13 protein-coding genes are annotated in these 20,387 nt (G+C 63.9%); 2 read left to right on the forward strand and 11 right to left on the reverse strand.

The features are described from left to right. Positions 1–2: 2 nt before the first annotated feature. The 6 genes from DKM43_RS06990 to DKM43_RS07015 form a co-directional block, all read right to left on the reverse strand. The gene (locus DKM43_RS06990; protein WP_109797707.1) at positions 3–3,419 is read right to left on the reverse strand and encodes an error-prone DNA polymerase; all 3,417 of its coding nucleotides are present in this window, start codon (positions 3,417–3,419) and stop codon (positions 3–5) included. Further along, positions 3,412–4,866 carry a UdgX family uracil-DNA binding protein gene (locus DKM43_RS06995; RefSeq protein ID WP_109797708.1) on the reverse strand — a complete coding sequence of 485 codons (1,455 nt, stop codon included), beginning with the start codon at positions 4,864–4,866 and terminating at the stop codon, positions 3,412–3,414. Before DKM43_RS06995 ends, DKM43_RS06990 begins: the two co-directional genes overlap by 8 nt. Next, positions 4,863–6,110 (reverse strand): putative DNA modification/repair radical SAM protein, encoded by a 1,248-nt coding sequence (locus DKM43_RS07000; RefSeq protein ID WP_109797709.1) that lies wholly within the window; start codon positions 6,108–6,110, stop codon positions 4,863–4,865. Before DKM43_RS07000 ends, DKM43_RS06995 begins: the two co-directional genes overlap by 4 nt. An 85-nt stretch (positions 6,111–6,195) precedes the next feature. Then, on the reverse strand, positions 6,196–7,758 hold the full coding sequence (locus DKM43_RS07005) for a DNA polymerase Y family protein (protein ID WP_236632429.1): 1,563 nt from the start codon (positions 7,756–7,758) through the stop codon (positions 6,196–6,198). After that, positions 7,682–8,506 (reverse strand): hypothetical protein, encoded by an 825-nt coding sequence (locus DKM43_RS07010; protein ID WP_236632430.1) that lies wholly within the window; start codon positions 8,504–8,506, stop codon positions 7,682–7,684. Before DKM43_RS07010 ends, DKM43_RS07005 begins: the two co-directional genes overlap by 77 nt. 202 nt (positions 8,507–8,708) lie before the next feature. Next, positions 8,709–10,247 carry an amino acid permease gene (locus DKM43_RS07015; RefSeq protein WP_109797711.1) on the reverse strand — a complete coding sequence of 513 codons (1,539 nt, stop codon included), beginning with the start codon at positions 10,245–10,247 and terminating at the stop codon, positions 8,709–8,711. A gap of 274 nt (positions 10,248–10,521) precedes the next feature. Here DKM43_RS07015 and panB point away from each other — a divergent pair, with 274 nt between their 5' ends. Continuing rightward, complete coding sequence (gene panB, locus DKM43_RS07020) at positions 10,522–11,391, forward strand: 3-methyl-2-oxobutanoate hydroxymethyltransferase (protein WP_109797712.1); 870 nt, start codon at positions 10,522–10,524, stop codon at positions 11,389–11,391. Between the two features lie 56 nt (positions 11,392–11,447). Beyond that, positions 11,448–12,515 (forward strand): DUF475 domain-containing protein, encoded by a 1,068-nt coding sequence (locus tag DKM43_RS07025; protein WP_109797713.1) that lies wholly within the window; start codon positions 11,448–11,450, stop codon positions 12,513–12,515. Positions 12,516–12,535: 20 nt separating this feature from the next. Here the strand turns inward: DKM43_RS07025 and DKM43_RS07030 are convergent, their stop codons facing one another. From DKM43_RS07030 to DKM43_RS07050, 5 genes are all read right to left on the reverse strand, one after another. Beyond that, positions 12,536–13,603 carry a CaiB/BaiF CoA transferase family protein gene (locus tag DKM43_RS07030; RefSeq protein ID WP_109797714.1) on the reverse strand — a complete coding sequence of 356 codons (1,068 nt, stop codon included), beginning with the start codon at positions 13,601–13,603 and terminating at the stop codon, positions 12,536–12,538. 71 nt (positions 13,604–13,674) lie between these two features. Then, complete coding sequence (locus DKM43_RS07035; RefSeq protein WP_109797715.1) at positions 13,675–15,297, reverse strand: tetratricopeptide repeat protein; 1,623 nt, start codon at positions 15,295–15,297, stop codon at positions 13,675–13,677. Then, on the reverse strand, positions 15,263–16,639 hold the full coding sequence (gene prsR, locus DKM43_RS07040; protein WP_109797716.1) for a PEP-CTERM-box response regulator transcription factor: 1,377 nt from the start codon (positions 16,637–16,639) through the stop codon (positions 15,263–15,265). The genes DKM43_RS07035 and prsR overlap by 35 nt, the downstream gene beginning before the upstream one ends. Further along, a complete protein-coding gene (gene prsK / locus DKM43_RS07045; protein WP_109797717.1) occupies positions 16,639–18,774 on the reverse strand; it encodes an XrtA/PEP-CTERM system histidine kinase PrsK in 2,136 nt (711 codons plus the stop codon). Before prsK ends, prsR begins: the two co-directional genes overlap by 1 nt. Beyond that, positions 18,774–20,159 (reverse strand): TIGR03013 family XrtA/PEP-CTERM system glycosyltransferase, encoded by a 1,386-nt coding sequence (locus DKM43_RS07050; RefSeq protein ID WP_109797718.1) that lies wholly within the window; start codon positions 20,157–20,159, stop codon positions 18,774–18,776. Before DKM43_RS07050 ends, prsK begins: the two co-directional genes overlap by 1 nt. Positions 20,160–20,387 lie beyond the last annotated feature (228 nt).

The raw sequence follows: 20,387 nt of genomic DNA on the forward strand, positions 1-20,387 counted from the left end.
GCCTAATGGAAATCGCGTGACCGAGGGATGATCCGGATATCGCGCGGATGAGAGCGGGCACCGGGGCCGCGCGCAGGGACCGGACGGTTGCATTCATCGGCGCGGGCGATGGGCGGCGCAAGCCGCTCGGCATCCGAAAGGGCATCAAGGCTGGCGCTGGCATCGGCCAGATGCACCGCGATGACATGAATCACCTCGTCATCGTATTCCACCCGCCCGCGCACCTCCATCAGCCGCGCGCCCATGATGACCTTGCGTTGCTTCTCCATCAGATCGGGCCAGATTACGAGATTGATGACCCCGGTCTCGTCCTCAAGCGTGATGAAGCACACGCCCTTGGCACTGCCGGGACGCTGGCGCACCAGCACCACCCCCGCCACCTGCACGCTGGCCCGATACTTGTGCTTCCTGAGGTCTGCCGCCCGCACGAAGCCCCGCTCGCCCAGCACGGGCCGCAGGAACGACAGGGGATGCGCTTTCAGCGAAAGCCGGTGCGTCTGGTAATCGGCCACGACTTCCTCCGCAAGCGGCATCATTGGCAACACGGCGCGACTGCGCTCCGCCCCTTCCGAGCGTGACGTCATGGCGGCAAAAAGAGGCAGTTCCTTCGACGCAATCAGACTGCGCGCATCCCACAGGGCTTGCCTTCGCGAAAGACCGAGCGAACCAAGCGCATCGGCGGCCGCCAGACGTTCGATCAACGCGGGCGACAACCCTGCCCGCTCCTTGATGCTGGCGGCATCGATGAACCTGCCCCCCTCGCTGCGCGCCGCGACCAGCATGGCCGCAGCATGTTCGGGAAAGCCGTCGAGCTGCCGCAACCCCAAACGCAGCGCCTGTCCTTCCTGCTCAAGCGTGCAATCCCAGTCCGAATGGTTCACATCCACCGGCAGCACGCTCACACCGTGACGGGCCGCATCGCCCACGATCTGCGCGGGGGCATAGAACCCCATGGGTTGCGAATTGAGCAGCGCACAGGCAAATGCTGCGGGATAGTGGCACTTGAGCCATGACGATACATAGACAAGATGCGCAAAGCTGGCAGCATGGCTTTCGGGAAAGCCATATTCGCCAAAGCCCTTGATCTGGTTGAAGCAGCGCGCCGCAAAATCGGGATCATATCCGCGCGCCACCATGCGGCCCACCATCATGTCCTCCAGTTCATGGACCATCCCGCGTGACCGGAAGGTGGCCATGGCCTTGCGCAGACGGTTGGCCTCAAGACTGGTGAACCTTGCCGCATCAAGCGCGATCTTCATTGCCTGTTCCTGGAAGATCGGCACGCCCAGCGTGCGCGCCAGAATCGAGGACAGTTCATCGGGCGGGCCATGTTCGGGGCCGGGCGCGGGAATCTCCACCCTCTCCTCGCCGCGCCTGCGCTTGAGATAGGGGTGGACCATGTCGCCCTGAATCGGACCGGGGCGGACAATGGCCACCTGAATGACGAGATCATAGAAGCAGCGTGGCCGCAAACGCGGCAGCATGTTCATCTGCGCGCGGCTTTCCACCTGAAACACGCCAAGCGAATCCCCCTTGCACAGCATGTCGTAAACCGCCGGATCCTCGCGCGGGACAGTGGCCAGTGTCAGGCTGCGGCCATGATGCTCCGACAGCAGATCGAGACATTTGCGGATGCAGGTAAGCATTCCCAGCGCCAGGACATCGACCTTGAGAATGCCGAGCGCATCGATGTCATCCTTGTCCCATTCGATGAAGCTGCGATCGGCCATGGCGCCATTGCCGATCGGCACGGTTTCGGTCAGCGGGCCTTGCGTGAGGATAAAGCCGCCGACATGCTGCGAAAGATGGCGTGGCATTCCAATCATTTGACGAGCAATTGCAACAACGCGCCGCAAGTAGGGATCGGCATCGTCAAGCCCGCTTTCGGCGAGATTGCGTTCTTCGATGTCCTTGCCCCAGCTGCCCCATACGGTGCGCGCCAGTGCACTCGTCACGTCTTCGGACAAGCCCATCGCCTTGCCCACTTCGCGGATCGCCATGCGCGGGCGATAGTGGATGACCGTGGCGCACAGCCCGGCTCGCTGGCGGCCATAGCGACGGTAGATATACTGGATCACTTCCTCGCGCCGCTCGTGCTCGAAATCGACGTCGATATCCGGAGGTTCCTTGCGCTCTTCGGATATAAAGCGGTCAAACAGCAGCGCGTGTTTCGCAGGATCGACCGCGGTGATGCCAAGGCAGAAACACACGGCGGAATTGGCCGCTGAGCCGCGCCCCTGACACAGGATTGGCGGATCGCAATTGCGGGCAAAATCAACGATATCCTTGATGGTCAGAAAGTAGGTTGCAAGGTTGAGCTTGCCGATCAGGGCCAGTTCGCGCCGCAGGGTTTCGGCCACTGCATCGGGCACGCCCTCAGGATAGCGTTCGCCTGCCCCCGCCCATGTCCGATCTTCCAGCCATGACTGGGGATCATGGCCATCCGGGCAAATCTCTTCAGGATATTCATAGCGCAGTTCGGTCAGGCTGAACCGGCAGGCATCGGCCACATCACGTGCCGCCTTGATGGCATGGGGCCAGCGCCGGAACAGGCGCACCATTTCTTCCGGCGACTTGAGGTGCCGCTCCGCATTGGGTTCGAGCAGATGGCCCGCAGCGGCAACGCTCGTCCGGTGGCGGATGGCCGTCATCACATCCTGCAACGGACGGCGATCCGGCGTGGCATAGAGCACATCGTTGGTGGCAAGCAGACAAAGCCCATGAGTGCGGGCCAGCGCATCGAGCCGCTCAATGCGGGCAATGTCATCACCCACGTGAAGATAGCTGGCGGCAAGATGCCGCAATGTGGGCAGGCTGTGGACAAGCCGGGGGAGAACTTCAGGAAAAGGCAGGGATTGGCTGTGGCCTGCCTGAGGAGAAACAGCAGGCGCTCCTCCCGGAAAGACGCGGACATTGCTTTCGGTTTCGACGGCAAACGCCTGATCCAGATCGCGCGGCGGAATCAGAATCAGGTGCACTCCCTCGGCATGGGCACAAAGCATGGCCAGATCGATCTCGCACACGCCCTTGGCCTGCCATTGTCCGGATCGGGTGGTCATGCGGCCGGCGGAAATGAGGCGGCACAGGCGGCCATAAGCAGCGCGGTCCTGCGGATAGGCAAGGAAAGCCAGCCCCTCGATCGTCTCGATCCGGCAGCCAATGACCGGGCGCAGACATGCCGCATCTGCCTCAAGATGCAGGCGCACCACGCCTGCCATGGTGTTGATATCGGCAATGCCCAGAGCATCATAACCAAGCCTGCGCGCCGTGGTGACAAGATCAACCGCGTCCGATGCACCGCGCAGGAACGAGAAGCAGCTTGCAAGGCCGAGTTCCACAAAGGCCGCAGGGGCGGGAGCACCTCCCTCGCCAACAGGTTCGACATGACGGCGACCGGGCGTGAGTGGCCGGTCAGGCATGAGACCCGGCGGCAGGTTTCGATAGCTCGGACAGCCTTGAAGCTATCTTATGCAAGTCATCGGAAAATCGGGCTTCCTCCGCCTCTCTCCCCTCGCCGTCGAGGCGCAGGAGATAGCTGGGATGCGTGGTGATCCACAGTTCGCTGCCATCATCGAGCCGATGCGCAGCCCCGCGCACCTGCTGCACGCTCACGGTTCTGCCCAGCAGACCGCGCGCCGCGCTGGCCCCCAGCGCAAGGACAAGGCGCGGACGCACCAGCGCACGTTCGCTGTCGAGCCACCAGCGGCACGTGTCGATCTCCCTTGCCGCCGGATTGTGGTGCAGCCGCTGTTTGCCCCGGTTCTCGAACTTGAAGTGCTTGACCGCATTGGTGACATAGGTCTGCCCGATGGGAATGCCTGCCCTTTCAAGGTGCGCCCGCAACACCTGCCCGGCAGGGCCAAGGAACGGACGCCCTTCGCGTTCCTCGATGTCGCCCGGCTGTTCGCCAACGATCATCAGCGCGGAGGTTTCAGGCCCCTCGCCCATGACGGCGCGCGTGCCGTTGCAGCCGATGGCGCAGCGCCGGCAGGCAAGGATTGCCGCGCCAATGGCCTCAAGGCTCTGCGGCCGCTCGCCGGTCTCCTGCGCTCCGGCCTGAACCATCTGCGCCTCGCGGGCCTGCGCTCCGGCAATCAGTTCGGGGATAAGCGCGGCCTCAGGCAGGTTCTTCCAGTATCTGCGGGGCATTTCCTTGAGCATCGCCCCCACCTTCAGGCGCGAAGGATTGAAGATCGCGGCGTAATATCCGCGCCACAGTGCCTCGACCGGATCGCCCGAAGGAGCATCCGCGCGACTGGCGGGCGGGCCTTCGTGCAAAGTATCGCCATCCCAGTGCAGGCTTGCGCGCGGAGTGAGGATCGACCAGCGCATGGCGGCAAAACGGCGCACGAAGAACCCGCCATTGGCGCGCAGGATGTGATGCTCCGGCTCGAACCAGGCGACATAATGCTCGCCATCCTCGTTCTCGACGCAGCGAAAACGGACAAAGGCGCGCATCTTGTGAATGTCGCGCCGCACCTGCCGGGCAAGGTCTTCCATCAGCCGCACATCGGCATCGGCCCTGTCTTCCATCAGGCGGGAATGCGACTGGAGCCGCCAGAGCACCCTGTAGAGAAGTGAAAATCTTTCAGAATCAGAATGAAGGATCACACTTTGTGCAAGTTGCAGGAAATTGCGCGAGGTGCGCGGCGGCGGTGCATCCGGCAAGGGCGGCGGGCTGTGGCGGCTGACCTGCGCGAACAGGTCCATGCGCTGATCGGCAGGCGTTTCCCACACGATCCGGTCTGGCAGCACACCGGCGCGGATCATGCCGCGCGCGGCATCGCGCCAGCCCTCGAAATCGTCGGGTCTATCGAGCGAGACATGGAACGTCTGGGCAAGCCGCGTGTCGCACACAGGCTTCATCCGAAAAGCTCCAGCTGCTGGCTGCGCGCGGCGGGGGCAACAAGGCTGCGCAGGTCTGCACGGTCGGTAAGCATGACCGGGCGCCAGTCTTCGGTAACGATGAAGGGGCGCACCTTGGCGAGCGAAACGGTCAGTCTGGCGACATCGGCAAGGCGCAGCCGCCGCTGGCGGCGGGCGGTAACGATCGCATTCACGGCCTTCACCCCCAGCCCCGGCACACGCAGCAGCTTCTCGCGCGGGGCACGGTTCACATCGACCGGAAAATCCCCGCGAAAGCGCAGTGCCCAGGCGAGCTTGGGGTCGATGTCGAGCGGCAGCATCCCGTTGCTGTCTGCGGCCTCCTGCACCTCGTGCGGGGCATAACCATAGAAGCGCATCAGCCAGTCGGACTGATAGAGCCGATGCTCGCGCATCAAGGGAGGGCGCTTCAGCGGCAGGACGGCGCTGGCATCAGGGATCGGGCTGAAGGCGGAATAATAGACACGACGCAGGCCGAAGCGGTCATAAAGAGTGCTGGCCCGGTCGACGATATCGGCATCGGTGGCCGCATCCGCGCCGACGATCATCTGGGTGGACTGACCTGCCGGGGCAAACTTCGGCGCATGGCGAAAGCGCTTGCGAGCGTCCCTGGCCTCGACGATGGCTTCCTTGAGCTGCCCCATCGCGCCTTCGATCTGCGGCGCGGACTTGTCGGGGGCAAGGCGCGTGAGGCCAGCCACGGTTGGCAGTTCGACATTGATCGAGACGCGATCGGCGTAAAGCCCTGCCCGGCCAACCAGTTCAGGATCGGCTTCGGGAATGGTCTTGAGATGAATATACCCACGAAAATCATGCTCTTCCCGAAGGATACGGGCAACTTCTATCAACTGCTCCATGGTATGGCTGGAGCTTTTGACAATGCCGGACGAGAGGAACAGCCCTTCGATATAGTTCCGGCGGTAGAATGAAAGCGTGAGATCCACCACTTCCTGCGGGGTGAAGCGTGCCCGGCGGGTATTCGCGCTTTTGCGGTTGATGCAGTAGTGGCAATCGAACACGCAATGATTGGTCAGCAGGATCTTGAGCAGCGAGATGCAGCGGCCATCGGGTGCATAGGCGTGGCAGATGCCCATGCCTTCAGTCGATCCGATGCCCTTTCCGCCCTTGCTGCTGCGCTTGACCGTGCCCGATGAAGCGCAGGAAGCATCATACTTCGCGGCATCGGCAAGGATTTCAAGACGTTCAAGAACACTGTGCTGCGGCATTCGTTCTTTATATGTTCTTTTCGGGATTGGCGCCAGCCCCGACCGAGAAACCTGAACCTCTGGGCAAGGTTCTGGCAGCAAGCGGTCAGGCGAAAAGGCCGTGGATGAACCATTCGGGAATCCCGCCGCGCCCATCGCCGATCACTCCGTGGCGATAGAGCCAGTAGCGGCGTCCCTTCTGATCCTCGATCCGGTAATAATCGCGCAGGCGCACCGTGGAACGTTCGCGCCACCACTCCGGGGCAATGCGTTCAGGCCCTTCGGCGCGGGCGATCTCGTGCACCTGTCCGCGCCAGCGGAAACGGCGCGGCAATCCGTCAGGGGTTTCGTAGATGACCGCGATCAATTCAGGTTTATCCAGAAGTTTCAGTGGCCTGTAGTGGAAAGCCAGCCATTCCTGTGAGGGAGGCGGATCGGCCAATGGTGGCTGCCAGCGCTGCGCGCGTTCGGGAATGTGGCTGGAATGGTGAATGGCGCGCTGGATCGCCTGCCCCCCCAGACGCACGGCAATGCGGTCGATGCACCCGGCAAGGCTTGTGCCGTGGCGTTCGGCAGCGGCATCAAGATCGGTCTGCGCCAGCAGAAGCGGCTCGGTCCATGATGCGCGCAGGCGGATCAGTTCGATGCCGAAGCCCGCATCGAGATCATCGAGGCGGGCAGCGAAGAGACGGCAGATGTGGGCCGGATCGCGCGAGGCGGCGGCCATCTCAAGGCAGCGGACAAGCACATCGCCATCGACCTTCCACATGCCCAGTTCGAGGCGGCGCGCGCCCTGCCCCAGCCCTTCGAGCAGGCGCGCCATGTCTGCGGCCAGATCGGCCACGACCTGATCGAGCAGACTGCGGTGGCGGATCGGCTCCATCAGGCGGCGCTGGACCAGCGGTGCAGGGACATCCGTTACCGGCAGCAGCGGTTCGGGACGCAGGCCGAAGATCTGGTCGAGCCGCAGCAGCGGATTGGCCGCAGCCGAGCGCGTGTTGCGGAAACGGCGCGCCAGATTCTCGCGCGCAAGACCGTCCAGATCGCCAAGCCGCTTCAGACCGAGCCGGCGCAGCAGCAGGATCACGTCCGCATCAAGGCGCAGCGCTGCAACCGGCAGAGGGCCGAGATACTGGCACGGATCGGCATCGGGCGGGAGAATGGCCGCGTCCGGGCCATGACGGGCCAGCGCCCATGCCGCCCCCGCCGTGGGTGCAATCGCGGCACGAACATCCAGCCCGCGCCCGTGAAAAAGATGCAGGGCATCGGCCAGCAGCGTCCTTTCTCCGCCGAACAGGTGGGCAACGCCAGTGGTATCGACCAGCAGGCCGTCGGGCGGGTCCAGCGCGCTCCACGGTCCCCAGCGCTGCGCCCACAGCGCCAGCTTTTCGAGAAAGGCCAGATCGCCTGCCGGATCGGCCGGGCGCACCGCCAGCGCAGGGCAAAGCGTGCGGGCATCGGCAAGCCGCATCCCCGCGCTGGCCCCGCCGGCCCGCGCCAGCGTGTTGGCGGCAAGAATGCGCGGCCCGTGCGCGGTATCCTCGACCAGCACGAGCGGCGCGGCATCGGCCTCTTCGCCGCGGGCGCAGCCCTCAGCCAGCCGCCAGCGATCGATCGCCAGATCCCTGCACCAGACCGCCATGATCCGGCGGGGCGGTGTGAGAGGCATCGGGCTGGTTGAAGGGGGCGGCGGTGAGGACGGCGGCGCCATCACACAGGGTCCATTGTCCGGGGTGAAAGGTATGAGCGCGCAGCAGGCTGGCGTTCCAGGCGGAAGGGCCGGGCGCCGCCGGGTTCCAGCGCGGCACTGGCGAAGGCGCGCAGGCCACCTGCCAGCGCATCCGTGCGGCACCAAGATCATGCCGGGCATCAAGCCGCACCAGCCAGAGCGGCACGTCATGTTTTTCCGCGGCAAGGGCAAGGCGGCGCGAAGCGGTGAAATCAAGCGCGCGCGGGTTGCCGGCCAGTTCGCCGATGACGAACGCCAGATCGCGGCAGCGCAGCCCTTCTTCGAGCGCGAACAAGGCATCCTGCGGCGAGGCGGCAGCAACGTGGATCAGGCGATGGCGCAGATCGGCAGGCAGTCCGGGCAGATAGGGACGACCGGAAAGCCGCATCGCGGCCTTGTCCTGCACCCACAGGAAGGGCCGGTGGTCGGCCGCTTCGCCCGGTGCGCCAGCCTGGGCAACGGCCTTCTGGCGCAGGGCATCGCGCGCCAGCGCAAGGGCCAGCCCTGCCCCGCTGGCATCGCCGGCGGGAGCGAAAAGCTCGGCATAGCGGCATCCGGTGGGGATCCCCGGTTGCCAGCGCGGCGTTCCGGCACTGCTTCTCAGGCCACGGGTCAGACCATTGGCCAGACCGGGTGGCAGAGGAGAGAGGCTTGGCGCAGCAGAGGCGATTTGAGCGTTTTCGATCATGCGATTCGTCCCTTTGTTCTTATTATGTTCTGTTTTTTGAAACGTGCAATCCATCAAGCCCTGCCTTCCTGTGCAAAGCATGGTGAAAAATGTCCGTTCGCCCCGGAACGAGGTCAGACAATGCGCGAGGGCAAGCAAAAGGGGCCACCCCATCGCGGAGCGGCCCCGGTTTCGAATTCAGGTCAAGGCCTGACCGATCCCTTTACCGGATCGGCGGGACCGGCTGGGGCGGTGCATCGGCATCGTCCTCGTGCACTTCGATCAGGCCGCGCCCAACATGGCTGCGGCTGCGGCTGTAGCCGAAATAGATCACCAGACCGAGCGCACCCCAGAGCGGCAACACCATCTTGGCATCGAACGGCAGCAGCAGATAGAGCGACAGCGTGCCGACAATCGCCAGCGGCGCAGTGAGCCAGATCAGTGGTGTGCGGAACGGACGATGCCGGTTCGGTTCGGTCCGGCGCAGAACCAGCACGGCCAGAGCCACCATGAAAAAGGCAAAGAGCGTTCCGGAATTGGAAATGTCGGCCAGCTTGCCCACGGGCAGGAATGCTGCGGCGGCTGCCACGAACACACCGGTAATGCCGGTGACGATGTGCGGGGTCTTCCACTTGGGATGGATGGTTGCCAGCTTTTCAGGCAGGAGACCATCGCGCGCCATGACGAAGAAGATGCGGGTCTGGCCGAAGAGCATCATCAGGATGACCGAAGGCAGCGCCATGCCTGCGGCAAGGCCGATCACCCCGCCAAGCTTGGTCCAGCCCACTTCCTTGAGAACATGGGCCAGCGCTTCCTTCGAACAGGCGAGCGGTTCCTGCCCCATTGCGGCAAGCGCGGCGCACTGATCGGCCAGCGCCTTGGAACCGGGTGCCAGAACCTCGCCGGCAGGGCCGGTCACGGGCTGCGCGCCGATGGCACCGATCGCGCCGCCCGCCACCAGCAGGTAGAAGATCGTGCAGATGGCAAGGCTGCCGATCAGGCCGATCGGCACGTTGCGCTGGGGATCCTTGGTTTCCTCGGCTGCGGTGGAGACCGCATCGAACCCGACGTAGGCGAAGAAGATCGACGCAGCCGCGCCGCCCACACCGATGATGCCCCAGCCGTTCGGCGTGAAGGGGGTGAAGTTCGCCTCGTTCGAGAGATACTTGAACGTGGCGAAGACAAAAAGGCTGAGCGCGCCGACCTTGATCGCCACGAGAATGGCATTGACCTTGGCGCTTTCGGAGGTGCCCAGCATGAGCAGCCAGGTGACAAGCAGACCGATGACCAGCGCAGGAAGATTGACCACCCCGCCCGCATAAGGGCCATTGGCAAGCGCGGCAGGTATCTCCAGCCCCACATAGTCTCGCAGAAGGCCGACAAAGTAGCCCGACCAGCCCACGCAGACTGCCGAGGCTGCAACCGCATATTCAAGAATGAGCGCCCAACCCACCATCCATGCCAGCAATTCGCCCATCACGGCATAGGTATAGGTATAGGCCGACCCGGAAACCGGCACCATCGAGGCCAGTTCCGAATAGCACAGCGCCGCCACTGCACAGACGAACCCGGCAATGACGAAGCTCCACATCATTCCCGGCCCGGCCTTCTGCGCGGCTTCTGCCGTCAGCACGAAAATGCCGGTGCCGATGATTGCGCCAACGCCAAGCAGGGTCAGTTGGACAGGGCCGAGCGAACGGTGCAGCGATTTCTTTTCTGCGGTTGCAAGAATGGCGTCGAGTGGCTTGACGCGACCGAACATGAATTTCTCCCGCCTTGGACTGGCCTTGAAACGTTATTCACCACTGAACACGACACGCCCTGAAGCGGTCCGTCCGAACAGCCAAACGGTTGCGCCAGTAACCAGCTAATGCCCGCGAAGCTAGCGGCAACGGGCCTTCGCGCAAGCCATTTTTCCCCAGCCTTGGACGTTTGCCCTTCATTCCTGCCCGCCCGGACCGGCACATTCGGACCCGGCCTTGCAGGTTTTGCAGGGGCAGGTAGAAGCATGGCCCCGCCTGAAAGGATGCGCTTCCATGTCAACGACCTTCCAGCTCGATACGGCAACCAGCCGCGCCAATCCGACGCCTGCGCCCATGAAGCGCCTGACGATACCGGCGATCCGGCAACGCAAGAAGGGCGGCGTTACCGCACAGCCCATCGTGATGCTGACCGCCTACACCGCGCGTCAGGCACAGTTGCTGGATGCCCACTGCGATCTGCTGCTGGTCGGCGATTCGCTGGGCCAGGTCATCTATGGCCTGCCATCGAGCGTGCCGGTGACGCTGGACATGATGGCAGCCCATGGCGCGGCGGTGGTGCGCGGCTCCTATCACGCGGCCGTGGTGGTCGACATGCCGTTCGGCTCCTATGAGGCATCCCCGGTGCAGGCTTTCGAAAGCGCATCGCGCCTGCTCAAGGAAACCGGTTGCGCGGCCGTAAAGCTGGAGGGCGGCGAGGCCATGGCCGAAACGGTTGCTTTCCTCAGTGCACGCGGCATCCCGGTCATGGGCCATGTCGGCCTTACCCCTCAGGCTGTCAACGTGCTGGGCGGATATAACGCGCGCGGCCGTAGCGAGGCCGAGGCGGCCAAGATCATCGGCGATGCACGGGCGCTGGCCGATGCCGGGGCCTTTGCCATCGTGATCGAAGGCGTGGTGGAGCCCATCGCCATTGCCATCACGCAGGCCGTGCCCTGCCCCACCATCGGCATTGGTGCATCCGCACAGTGCGACGGGCAGGTGCTGGTCACGGAGGACATGCTGGGCATGTTCGAGCGTGTGCCGCGCTTCGTGAAGATCTACGACAACATCGCCGACACCATTTCGGGTGCGGCGGCGCGCTATGCCGAAGAAGTGCGCGCGCGGACCTTCCCTGGCATTGAACAGACCTATCAACCCAAGTAAGCGCAGCATCATTCGCGCGCGGCGGGATCGGCGCGCCACACTTCGGGGGTTTCAGCTTGCTTCGTTTCTACAAGGGTTCGATCCTGTTCACGCTGGCCTGCCTTGCCATGGCCGTCGCCTATGGCTGGATGCAGACCGGGACGACCGGAGGCACGCTATCCCTGCTGTGGATCGTGTTCGTGCTGTCGATTCTGGAAATCTCGCTTTCGTTCGACAACGCGGTGGTCAACGCCGCCGTGCTGGAGGAAATGGACGAGGTCTGGCAAAAGCGCTTCCTGACATGGGGCATGGTGATTGCCGTCTTCGGCATGCGCATCGTCTTTCCGCTGGCAATCGTGGCGATAGCGGCCGGTCTGGGACCGGTCGAAGCGCTCAATCTCTCGCTCAAGGATCCCAAGCGCTATGAGGAGATCGTCAGCAGTGCGCATGTCGGCATTGCCGGTTTTGGCGGGGCGTTCCTTGCGATGGTGGGGCTTTCGTTCTTCTTCGATGGCGAAAAGGAAGTGCACTGGATCCGCTGGATCGAGGAAAAGCTGGCGCTCGTTTCAAACGTCAAGGCCGCTGAAATCGCGCTGCTGCTGCTGGTCATCTACGGCGTCTCGCTGATGCTGCCGCAGGCCGAGGCGCTGACCTTCATGGTTTCGGGCGTGCTGGGCCTTGTCACGTTCATCGCAGTGGAGGCGCTGGGCACCATCCTGGAAATGCGCGAGGAGGCGAACCGGGCCGCGGGGGCGGTGGTTCGGTCCGGGCTTGGCGGCTTTCTCTACCTCAACGTGCTGGATGCGTCCTTCAGCTTCGACGGCGTGATCGGCGCCTTCGCGCTTTCCAACAACATGGTGATAATCGCGCTTGGCCTTTCCATTGGCGCCATGTTCGTGCGTTCGATGACGATCATGCTGGTGAAGAAGGGCACGCTTTCGGAATACCGCTTCCTTGAACATGGGGCATTCTGGGCCATCATCGCGCTGGGGGCGATCATGCTGCTTTCGGCCAGGCTGCACATTCCCGAAACGATCACCGGCCTCATCGGCGCGGCGCTGATCGGCCTTTCGCTGTGGTGGTCGGTGCGGCACAAGCGGCTTTACCCCGATGAAGGGATCGAAGCCGCCGTGCGCGCCGACTGAGGATCAGTCCGGGCTGACAATCAACTCGCGGGGCGGCCAGCCAGAACGGGCCTGGGCGCAGGCGTGCCGAGAAAGCGCGGTGCAGGTGCGGGCATGACCATGCCTTCGTCCTCGACAAAGGTCTGCCGCTGCACATTGTGCGGGTGCTTCGGCGCCTCGCGCAGGCTCAGAACCGGGGCAAAGCAGATATCGGTGCCATCCATGATGGCGCACCACTCATCGCGGCTCTTTGTGCGGAAAAGCGCGGCGATCCGGTCCTTCAGCATGGGCCACCGGCGCGGGTCCATCTGGACGGCAAACTCAGGATCGTCCTTGAGGCCGGTCTTCTCCAGCAGCAGGGCATAGAATTGCGGCTCGATCGACCCGATCGAAATCCATTTGCCATCGCTGGTTTCATAAGTGTCGTAGAAATGCGCGCCGCCATCGAGCAGGTTGACGCCGCGCTCATCGCGCCAGCGGCCCAACCCAAGGAAGGTATAGGTCATGGCCGAAAGGATGGCCGCGCCATCAACCATGGCACAATCGATCACCTGCCCCTTGCCGGTGCGCTGCGCGGAAAATACGGCAGCCATCACGCCAAAGGCCATGAGCATGCCGCCGCCGCCAAAATCGCCCACAAGATTGACGGGAAACTGGGGCTTGCCGCCTGCCTGCCCGAAGCTGTGAAGCGCCCCTGCGAGCGCGATGTAATTGATATCGTGCCCGGCGAGCGGTGCCATGGGGCCATCCTGCCCCCATCCGGTCATGCGGCCATAGACAAGCCGGGGATTGTCGGCGAGCAGCACATCCGGTCCAAGGCCCAGACGCTCCATCACGCCGGGGCGATAGCCTTCCACGATGGCATCGGCCTCTTTTACCAGTTCGCGGATGCGGGCGATGGCGGCAGGATCCTTGAGATCGAGTTCGATGCGTTCGCGGTTGCGGTTGAGAATGTCGCGCTCGCCGCTATCGCCGACGCGATCCCCCTTCACCGGACGATCAATGCGGATGACCCGTGCGCCGTGATCGGCCAGCATCATGCAGGCAAACGGTCCGGGGCCGATACCTGCAAACTCCAGCACGGTCAGACCTTCGAGCGCTCCAGCCATCTTGAACTCCCCATTTTAATCGATCGGTTGAAACCGATAATCGGGTGCCCCATGGCTGTCGAGCGCAAAGTTCAGACCGGATTGCGCAGGCCGCCAGCGCTTAGGAGCGCTTCGATCCGCGCAGCACCTTCACGCTGTCCGCTGTCGGCAAGGCCTGCGCCAAGCAGTTTCATGGCCTGCGGATTGCCCGGATTCTGGCTCAAATAGCGTTCCAGCATGGTGTTGGCCTCGGCATGGCGGCCAAGACGCCGCAGCCCATCATCGATCCGCCTCAGCGCGGGCAGATTGAAGCGGATGAGCGCCGCCCGCCCGTAATGATCGAGCGCGCCGACGACATCGCCCGCCATGATCCGCGCATCGCCCGAAAGGAGCCATGCCTCGGCCGCCCCCGGCATGGCCGCGCGCAACCGGTCTGCGGCAACGATGGCATCGGTGCGCTGACCGGCACGCAGCAGGGCACGCACAAGGGGCACCGCATTTTCGAAGGTTCCCGGCGCCTGCCGCTCACGCAGGGCCAGAACGGACAGCGGCTGCCCGGACGGAAGCGGCTGCGGCGAAGCACGGCTGCCCCTTGCCGCCGCGTCGATCAGCGCCTGCGAACGGTCTTTCTGTCCAAGGCGTCCGTAGCTGACCGATACGACCTTCAGCAGATAGGGCGATGCGGATGGCATTTCGCTCCATCCCGCAGCCACCTCCATGACCTGCCGATCGAGGCCACGGCGTAGCAGCGCGCGGGCCAGCAGCGTTCTGGCCTGAAGATTGTCAGGCTGAACCCGCAACAGGCGATCGAAATGGGCGACCGCAAGGTTGGCATTGCCTGCGCGGTATTCGAGGATCCCGGCAAGCAGCATGGCCGCTGGAACTTCCTGCAAGGGCTTGCCTGCCCGGTCCAGAATCCGCCGGGCCAGATCGGTCTGCCCGGCTCTCGCCGCGAGGACAGCCTGAAGCCACAAGGCGCGGATATTGCCGGGGTCAACCTTGGCCAGCTTGCGGCAAACCACCAGCATGGCCCGGTATTGGCCAAGATCCCCAAGCGTTGCGGCATATTCGGCCAGCAGCGCCGTATCATCGGGCGCGTGGCGCAGACCTGCCTCGAACCACGGCAGGGCCGCCTTCAGGCCGAACTGGTCCCTGACCAGCAAGCCGCCAAGTTCCAGCGCGCGCGGATTCTCCGGCTCAAGCCTGACCGCACGCATCGCGGCCTCGATCGCCTGTGCCTGCTCTGCGCCGCGCAGCCGCAATCGGGCAATATCGACCCACAGCGCGCCATTGTCTGGATGAACCCGCAGGGACTGGTCGAATGCCCGCCCCGCCTCGCCAAGGCGGCCTTCGGCCAGTTCCAGCCGGCCGCGCAGGTGCCACCCATGTGCGGCCGTTTCGGGTGTGAAGTCGCCGCCGTAAAGCGTCTCGCGCGCTGATCGCAGGTTGCCTTGCGCCAGCAGCGCTTCCCCCAACAAGGCGCGCAGCCGGTTGGCGCTGGCAGCATCGTGCTTTACGGCATCGCGCAGCAGCACTTCGGCGGCCACCCCGTCGCCGCGACGGAGCGCCTGACGCGACGCTTCCTCGACCCTGCTTTCCTGCGCAGCGCCGTGCACCGGCCCGGTCGGCACGGCAAGCAACGCAGCCGGGATCAGCAGCAGGATCGCCGCCAGCCGCCGGTCAGGTCTGGAGATCGTATTGTTTGAGCAGATCATAAAGCGTTGGCCGGCTTATCCCCAGAAGACGCGCGGTGCTGGAGATATTGCCTTCGCTACGGGCAAGGGCATGGCGGATGACCTTGCGATCGGCGGCCTCGCGCGCGGACTTGAGATTGAGCGGCGAAGCCTCATCCGCGCCAGCGCCGGGAAGATCGAGGTCTGCCGCAGTCACCAGCTTGCCATCGGCCATGATGACCGCGCGCTTGATGCGGTTTTCCAGTTCGCGCACGTTGCCGGGCCAGTTCCAGCCGTCGATTGCGGCAAGGGCATCAGGCGCCAGCCCCTTGACCTGCGGATTCATTTCCTTGGCGAAGCGCATGAGGAACGTCTTGGCCAGCAAGGTGGCATCGCCGGGGCGTTCGGCAAGGCTGGGGATGCGCACGACGATTTCCGCAAGACGATAGTAGAGATCCTCGCGGAAGCGGCCATCGGCAATCATCGCCTCAAGATTCTGATGGGTGGCGCAGACGATCCGGGTATCAACCTCGATCGAACGGCGCCCCCCAATCCGCTCGATCGTGCGTTCCTGAAGGAAACGCAGCAGCTTGACCTGCAATTGCAGCGGTATGTCGCCCACTTCATCGAGGAACAGGGTGCCGCCGCTGGCCTGCTCGATCTTGCCCTCGGTGGTTTTCACCGCGCCGGTGAAAGCGCCCTTCTCGTGCCCGAACAGCTCGCTTTCGAGCAGGTTTTCCGGAATCGCGGCACAGTTGATGGCGATGAAGGAACCGCTCGCCCGGCCGGAGGCATCATGCAGCCCGCGCGCCAGCAGTTCCTTGCCGGTCCCGCTGGCGCCCAGCAGCATGACCGAGACATTGGTGTTCGCCACCCGTTCGATCGTGCGCGCCACCTTTATCATTTCGGGTGCTGCGGTAATCATGCGCCCCAGCACCTTGTTGTCGGAACTGGCCCTCAGCGCGAGATTGCGATTCTCAGCCTCGATCCGCGAAAGGTGCAGCGCCCGGCGCACAATGAGGCCCAGCGCGTCGATATCAACAGGCTTCTGGTAGAAATCGTAGGCACCCTTCTCGATGGCTCTGAGTGCGCTTTCGCGGGCGCCATGACCACTGGCGACAATGACCTTCGTTTCCGGGCGCAGTGCCATGATCTCGTCGAGAACGGCAAAGCCCTCGGTCGTGCCATCGGGGTCGGGCGGCAGACCAAGGTCGAGCGTAACGACCGCAGGCTCTTCCGAGCGGAGCAGCGTGATCGCGCTGGCACGGTCCCCGGCGATGAACACGTCGAAGTCTTCGTAGGCCCATTTCAGCTGGGCCTGAAGCCCCGGATCGTCCTCGACAATCAGCAGCGCCGGACGCCGGTCGGGCTTGTGTTCGCTCATCATGCAACCCTTTTGCCTGCGGGGTTCGCATCCCCGCCAATCGAATCCATCAGACCCTGCGTGGCAGCCAGCGGCAGGCGCACGGTAAACCGGCTGCCCAGCCCCTCGCGGCTTTCAACCTCCAGCTTGCCGCGCATCGCCCGCACCAGATCGCGCGCTTCGAACGCCCCTATGCCGAAGCCGCCGGGCTTGGTTGAAACAAACGGCTTGAACAGGCGGCTGCGGATGAAGTCCGCGCTCATTCCGCAGCCGGTGTCGATCACCTCTATGCAGCAGAAAAGGCCATCGCTGCGGCATTGCAGGAAAACGGCCATTCCTTCGGGGCTGGCATCGAGCGCGTTCTGGACAAGATGCAGGAGAACCTGTTCCAGTGCTTCGCGGTTGGCAAGGACGCGCACCGGGCTGTCCTGCGTGACGTGGACCCGCACCAGCCCCGGCGCATTGTAGCGCGCGGCAACGGCGTGGATGACTTCGGCGGCGTCCACATCCTCCACGCGCTCACCGCCGCTCGAACCATAGCGCGAAAGCCGCGCCAGCAGGGCATTGAGCTTGTCGGCCGAATTGCGCAGCGTGATGAGCATGTCGGCGCGGAAGGCGGGGTTCTCTGCGTGCCTTTCCGCATTGCGCGACAGCAGGCTGAGCTGGCTGGCAAGGTTCTTGATGTCGTGCATGACGAATGCCATGCGCCGGTTGAACTCATCAAAGCGGCTGGCTTCAAGCAGCGCGGACTGTCCGGCATGTTCGGCCAGATAGCTGGCAAGCTGCATGCCCACCACGCGCAGCAGATCGAAGTCCTCCCAGTCGAGCTTGCGCCCGACTGGCGGGCGGCCAAGGACGACAAGGCCCATCAGGCGGTCGAAATGCAGCAATGGCACCAGCGCCCAGGCCGAATGTTCGTCCATCAGCCACTGCGGCACGGCATCACGTTCGCCCTGGTGGTTCACGCCCGCACGCAGTTCATCAAGATCGACAATGAAGCCGCGCGTCTCGAAGAAGGAAACCGCAGGACCCGACATGGCTTCGGCGGGAACGTCCGCGGTGGGCCACTGCCAGCGCGATGCCAGCACCAGTTCGCCGGTCTCGGCCGGAACCAGCAGCAGCCCGGCGGCGCTGTCGGTGATATCGGCAATGGCCTGCACCACACGCTCGTGCAGCGGCGGGGCATGGGCGCCCGCGCGGCCGATGGTGCGGGTAAAGCGAAGCCATTCGGCCCGGTAATCATAACGATGCTGGAAGAAATGCTTGGCGAGCATGACCTTGAGCCAGCCCCGCACCCGCCCCGATGGCATGATCGCCACGATCAGGACACTGGTCACGAAGACGAAGCCCAGTTGGGCAAGCTGGCCGGAATTGCCGCCAAGCCAAGCGAGCGACTGGGCCGCGCTGACCATCAGCAGCATGTAGGCGCCGATCACCAGCAGAGAAAGCGACTGGAAGGCCACTGCCCGCGAAGGGGAGAAACGCAGCGCGGACCGTCCGCGCACCGCGCCGATCACCAGCAGAGCCGCTGCCCCGATCTGCGCCAGCCCGCGCAGGGCCGAAAGCTCCGGCGGCATCACGCGCGAAAGATAGGCGATGGTGTAAAGGTTGAGATCGTAGCCCCAGATCGTTGCCAGAGCCAGACACCACCAGCGCAGGGCCACGCGCTGCTGCGCCATGGCCCCGGCATAGAGATTGTGCACCAGCACAAGCGCACCTGTCGCCACCAGCAGGCGGAACAGCACGGCGATCTGGAACACCATGGCCAGCGCCGGCAGATTGCCCGTCTCGCGAAGGCCCGCCAGCAGGACAAGGGGCTGAAGCAGTTCCACGAAGACGAGCGCGAAGATCACCGGCCTGATCGGGGCAACGCTTGAATGGCGGCCATCGCGCGAAAACAGGGCGTAGGTCAGCCCGATCCAGCCCAGGTTGCGCAAGGTTTCGAAGAACTGGCCAAGTGCGGTTTCCGCCCCGATCCCGGCCACCACCAGCGCCCACGCGGCGGCAAGAATGAAGGCGGTGATTTCCGCCTTGCCGCCGCCGTCGCGTTCGCGTCTGCGCCGCTCTATCCGCCATCCGGCAAGCAACAGGAAGGCAAAGGCCGCGGTCACAAAGACCCACTGCCCGAAGCCCGCCCAGGAAAAGGGGCTGGCCATCAGCGCGCCCCTTCGTGCCAAAGCACGACGCGCAGGGTTTGCAGCAGGATCAGAAGATCGAGAAACGGCGTGTAGTTCTTGGCGTAGTAGAGATCGTATTCCAGCTTGTGCCGCGAATCCTCAAGCGATGCGCCATAGGGATAGTTGATCTGCGCCCACCCGGTGATGCCCGGCTTCACCATGTGCCGCTCGGCGTAATAGGGCAGCTTGTCTTCCAGATCCGCAACGAACTCCGGCCGTTCGGGGCGCGGTCCGACAAAGCTCATCTCGCCCTTCAGCACCGACCATGTCTGCGGCAGTTCATCGATCCTGAGATTGCGGATGATCCGGCCGACGCGCGTGACGCGCGGATCGTTCTGCTGCGCGAACTGCGCACCATTGGCTTCGGCATCGATCCGCATCGAGCGCAGCTTGATCAGCTCGAACGTCTGCCCATAGAGGCCGACGCGGGTCTGTCGGAAGAAGGCCGGTCCCTTGCTGTCGATCTTCACGAGCAACGCAAACAGCACGATCACCGGCAGGGTCAGGATCAGCAGCAGAAGGCTGGCGACAACATCGAAAATCCGCTTGGCCGCACTTGACAGCGCACGCCCTGACGAAAAGCCGTCGGAAAAGATGAGCCAGCTTGGGTTCACCGTATCGAGATCGACCCGGCCCGTCTCGCGCTCCATGAAGGTGGAGAAATCGTTCACGTGAACGCCAGTTGTCTTGATCCGCAAGAGATCCTTGAGCGGCAGGGCATTGCGCCGCTCCTCAAGCGCAAGCACGACCTCGCTGACGCCGAGATTTTCGACATAGCGGGTGAGATTGTTGATCGCATCGCGATGGATCGCCTCTTCCACCACGGGTGCGGCGCTGCTCATGCCGATATAGCCGACAATGGCAAACCCGGCTTCGGGCCGTTCGCCCAGCTTGCGCAGCCGATCTGCCCGCGCACCCGCACCCAGGACGAGCACGCGCCGACGAAATGCCGATGTGCCCAGCAGACCGCCCAGCAGCAGCCGGATCAGCACAAGCAGCGCCATGCCGATGAACATGGCGTAGAACAGATTGGAGCGCCACAAGGTGCGCCCCGGAAGCAGGAAATAGATGACCGACAGCGCGATGATGCCGAGACTGACCGCCACGAGCAGCCGCGCGGTGGCATAGCGCATCGAACGTAGCGCATCAGACCCATAGACGCCGACCGCGATCATGGCCGTCTGCACCATCACCGCAAACAGCAGCAGCGGCGTGGTCCTCATGGCCATCTGGCCCGAATCCATGCCGATCTGGTGGGCGCGCAGCAGCCAGCCGATCTCGCCCGCAGCAATCAGCAGGACGAAGTCCAGAAGGCCCAGCAGAAGGACCGAGTGCGGGATATAGTGTTTGAACAGGCGGATCATTGGCCTGGCGCTTGTCATCCCAAGGGGGCGCGCGAAATTGGCCCCTGCACTGGGCGCCTTACACCGCAAAGGGTAAAGCGTCGGTTACCCTGACAAGCCCGCTGGCAAGCAGACAATCAGGTTTTCATATTATTTTCAATAATATAAAGAAAACGCACCATTTATCCTGTCGGCCATTCTTACACGCATGATCCTGTCAGATCGGACTGGAACAGCAAGGGCGCCAAT

The organism is Novosphingobium meiothermophilum (genome assembly GCF_003171715.1).
Taxonomy (GTDB): Bacteria; Pseudomonadota; Alphaproteobacteria; order Sphingomonadales; family Sphingomonadaceae; genus Novosphingobium; species Novosphingobium meiothermophilum.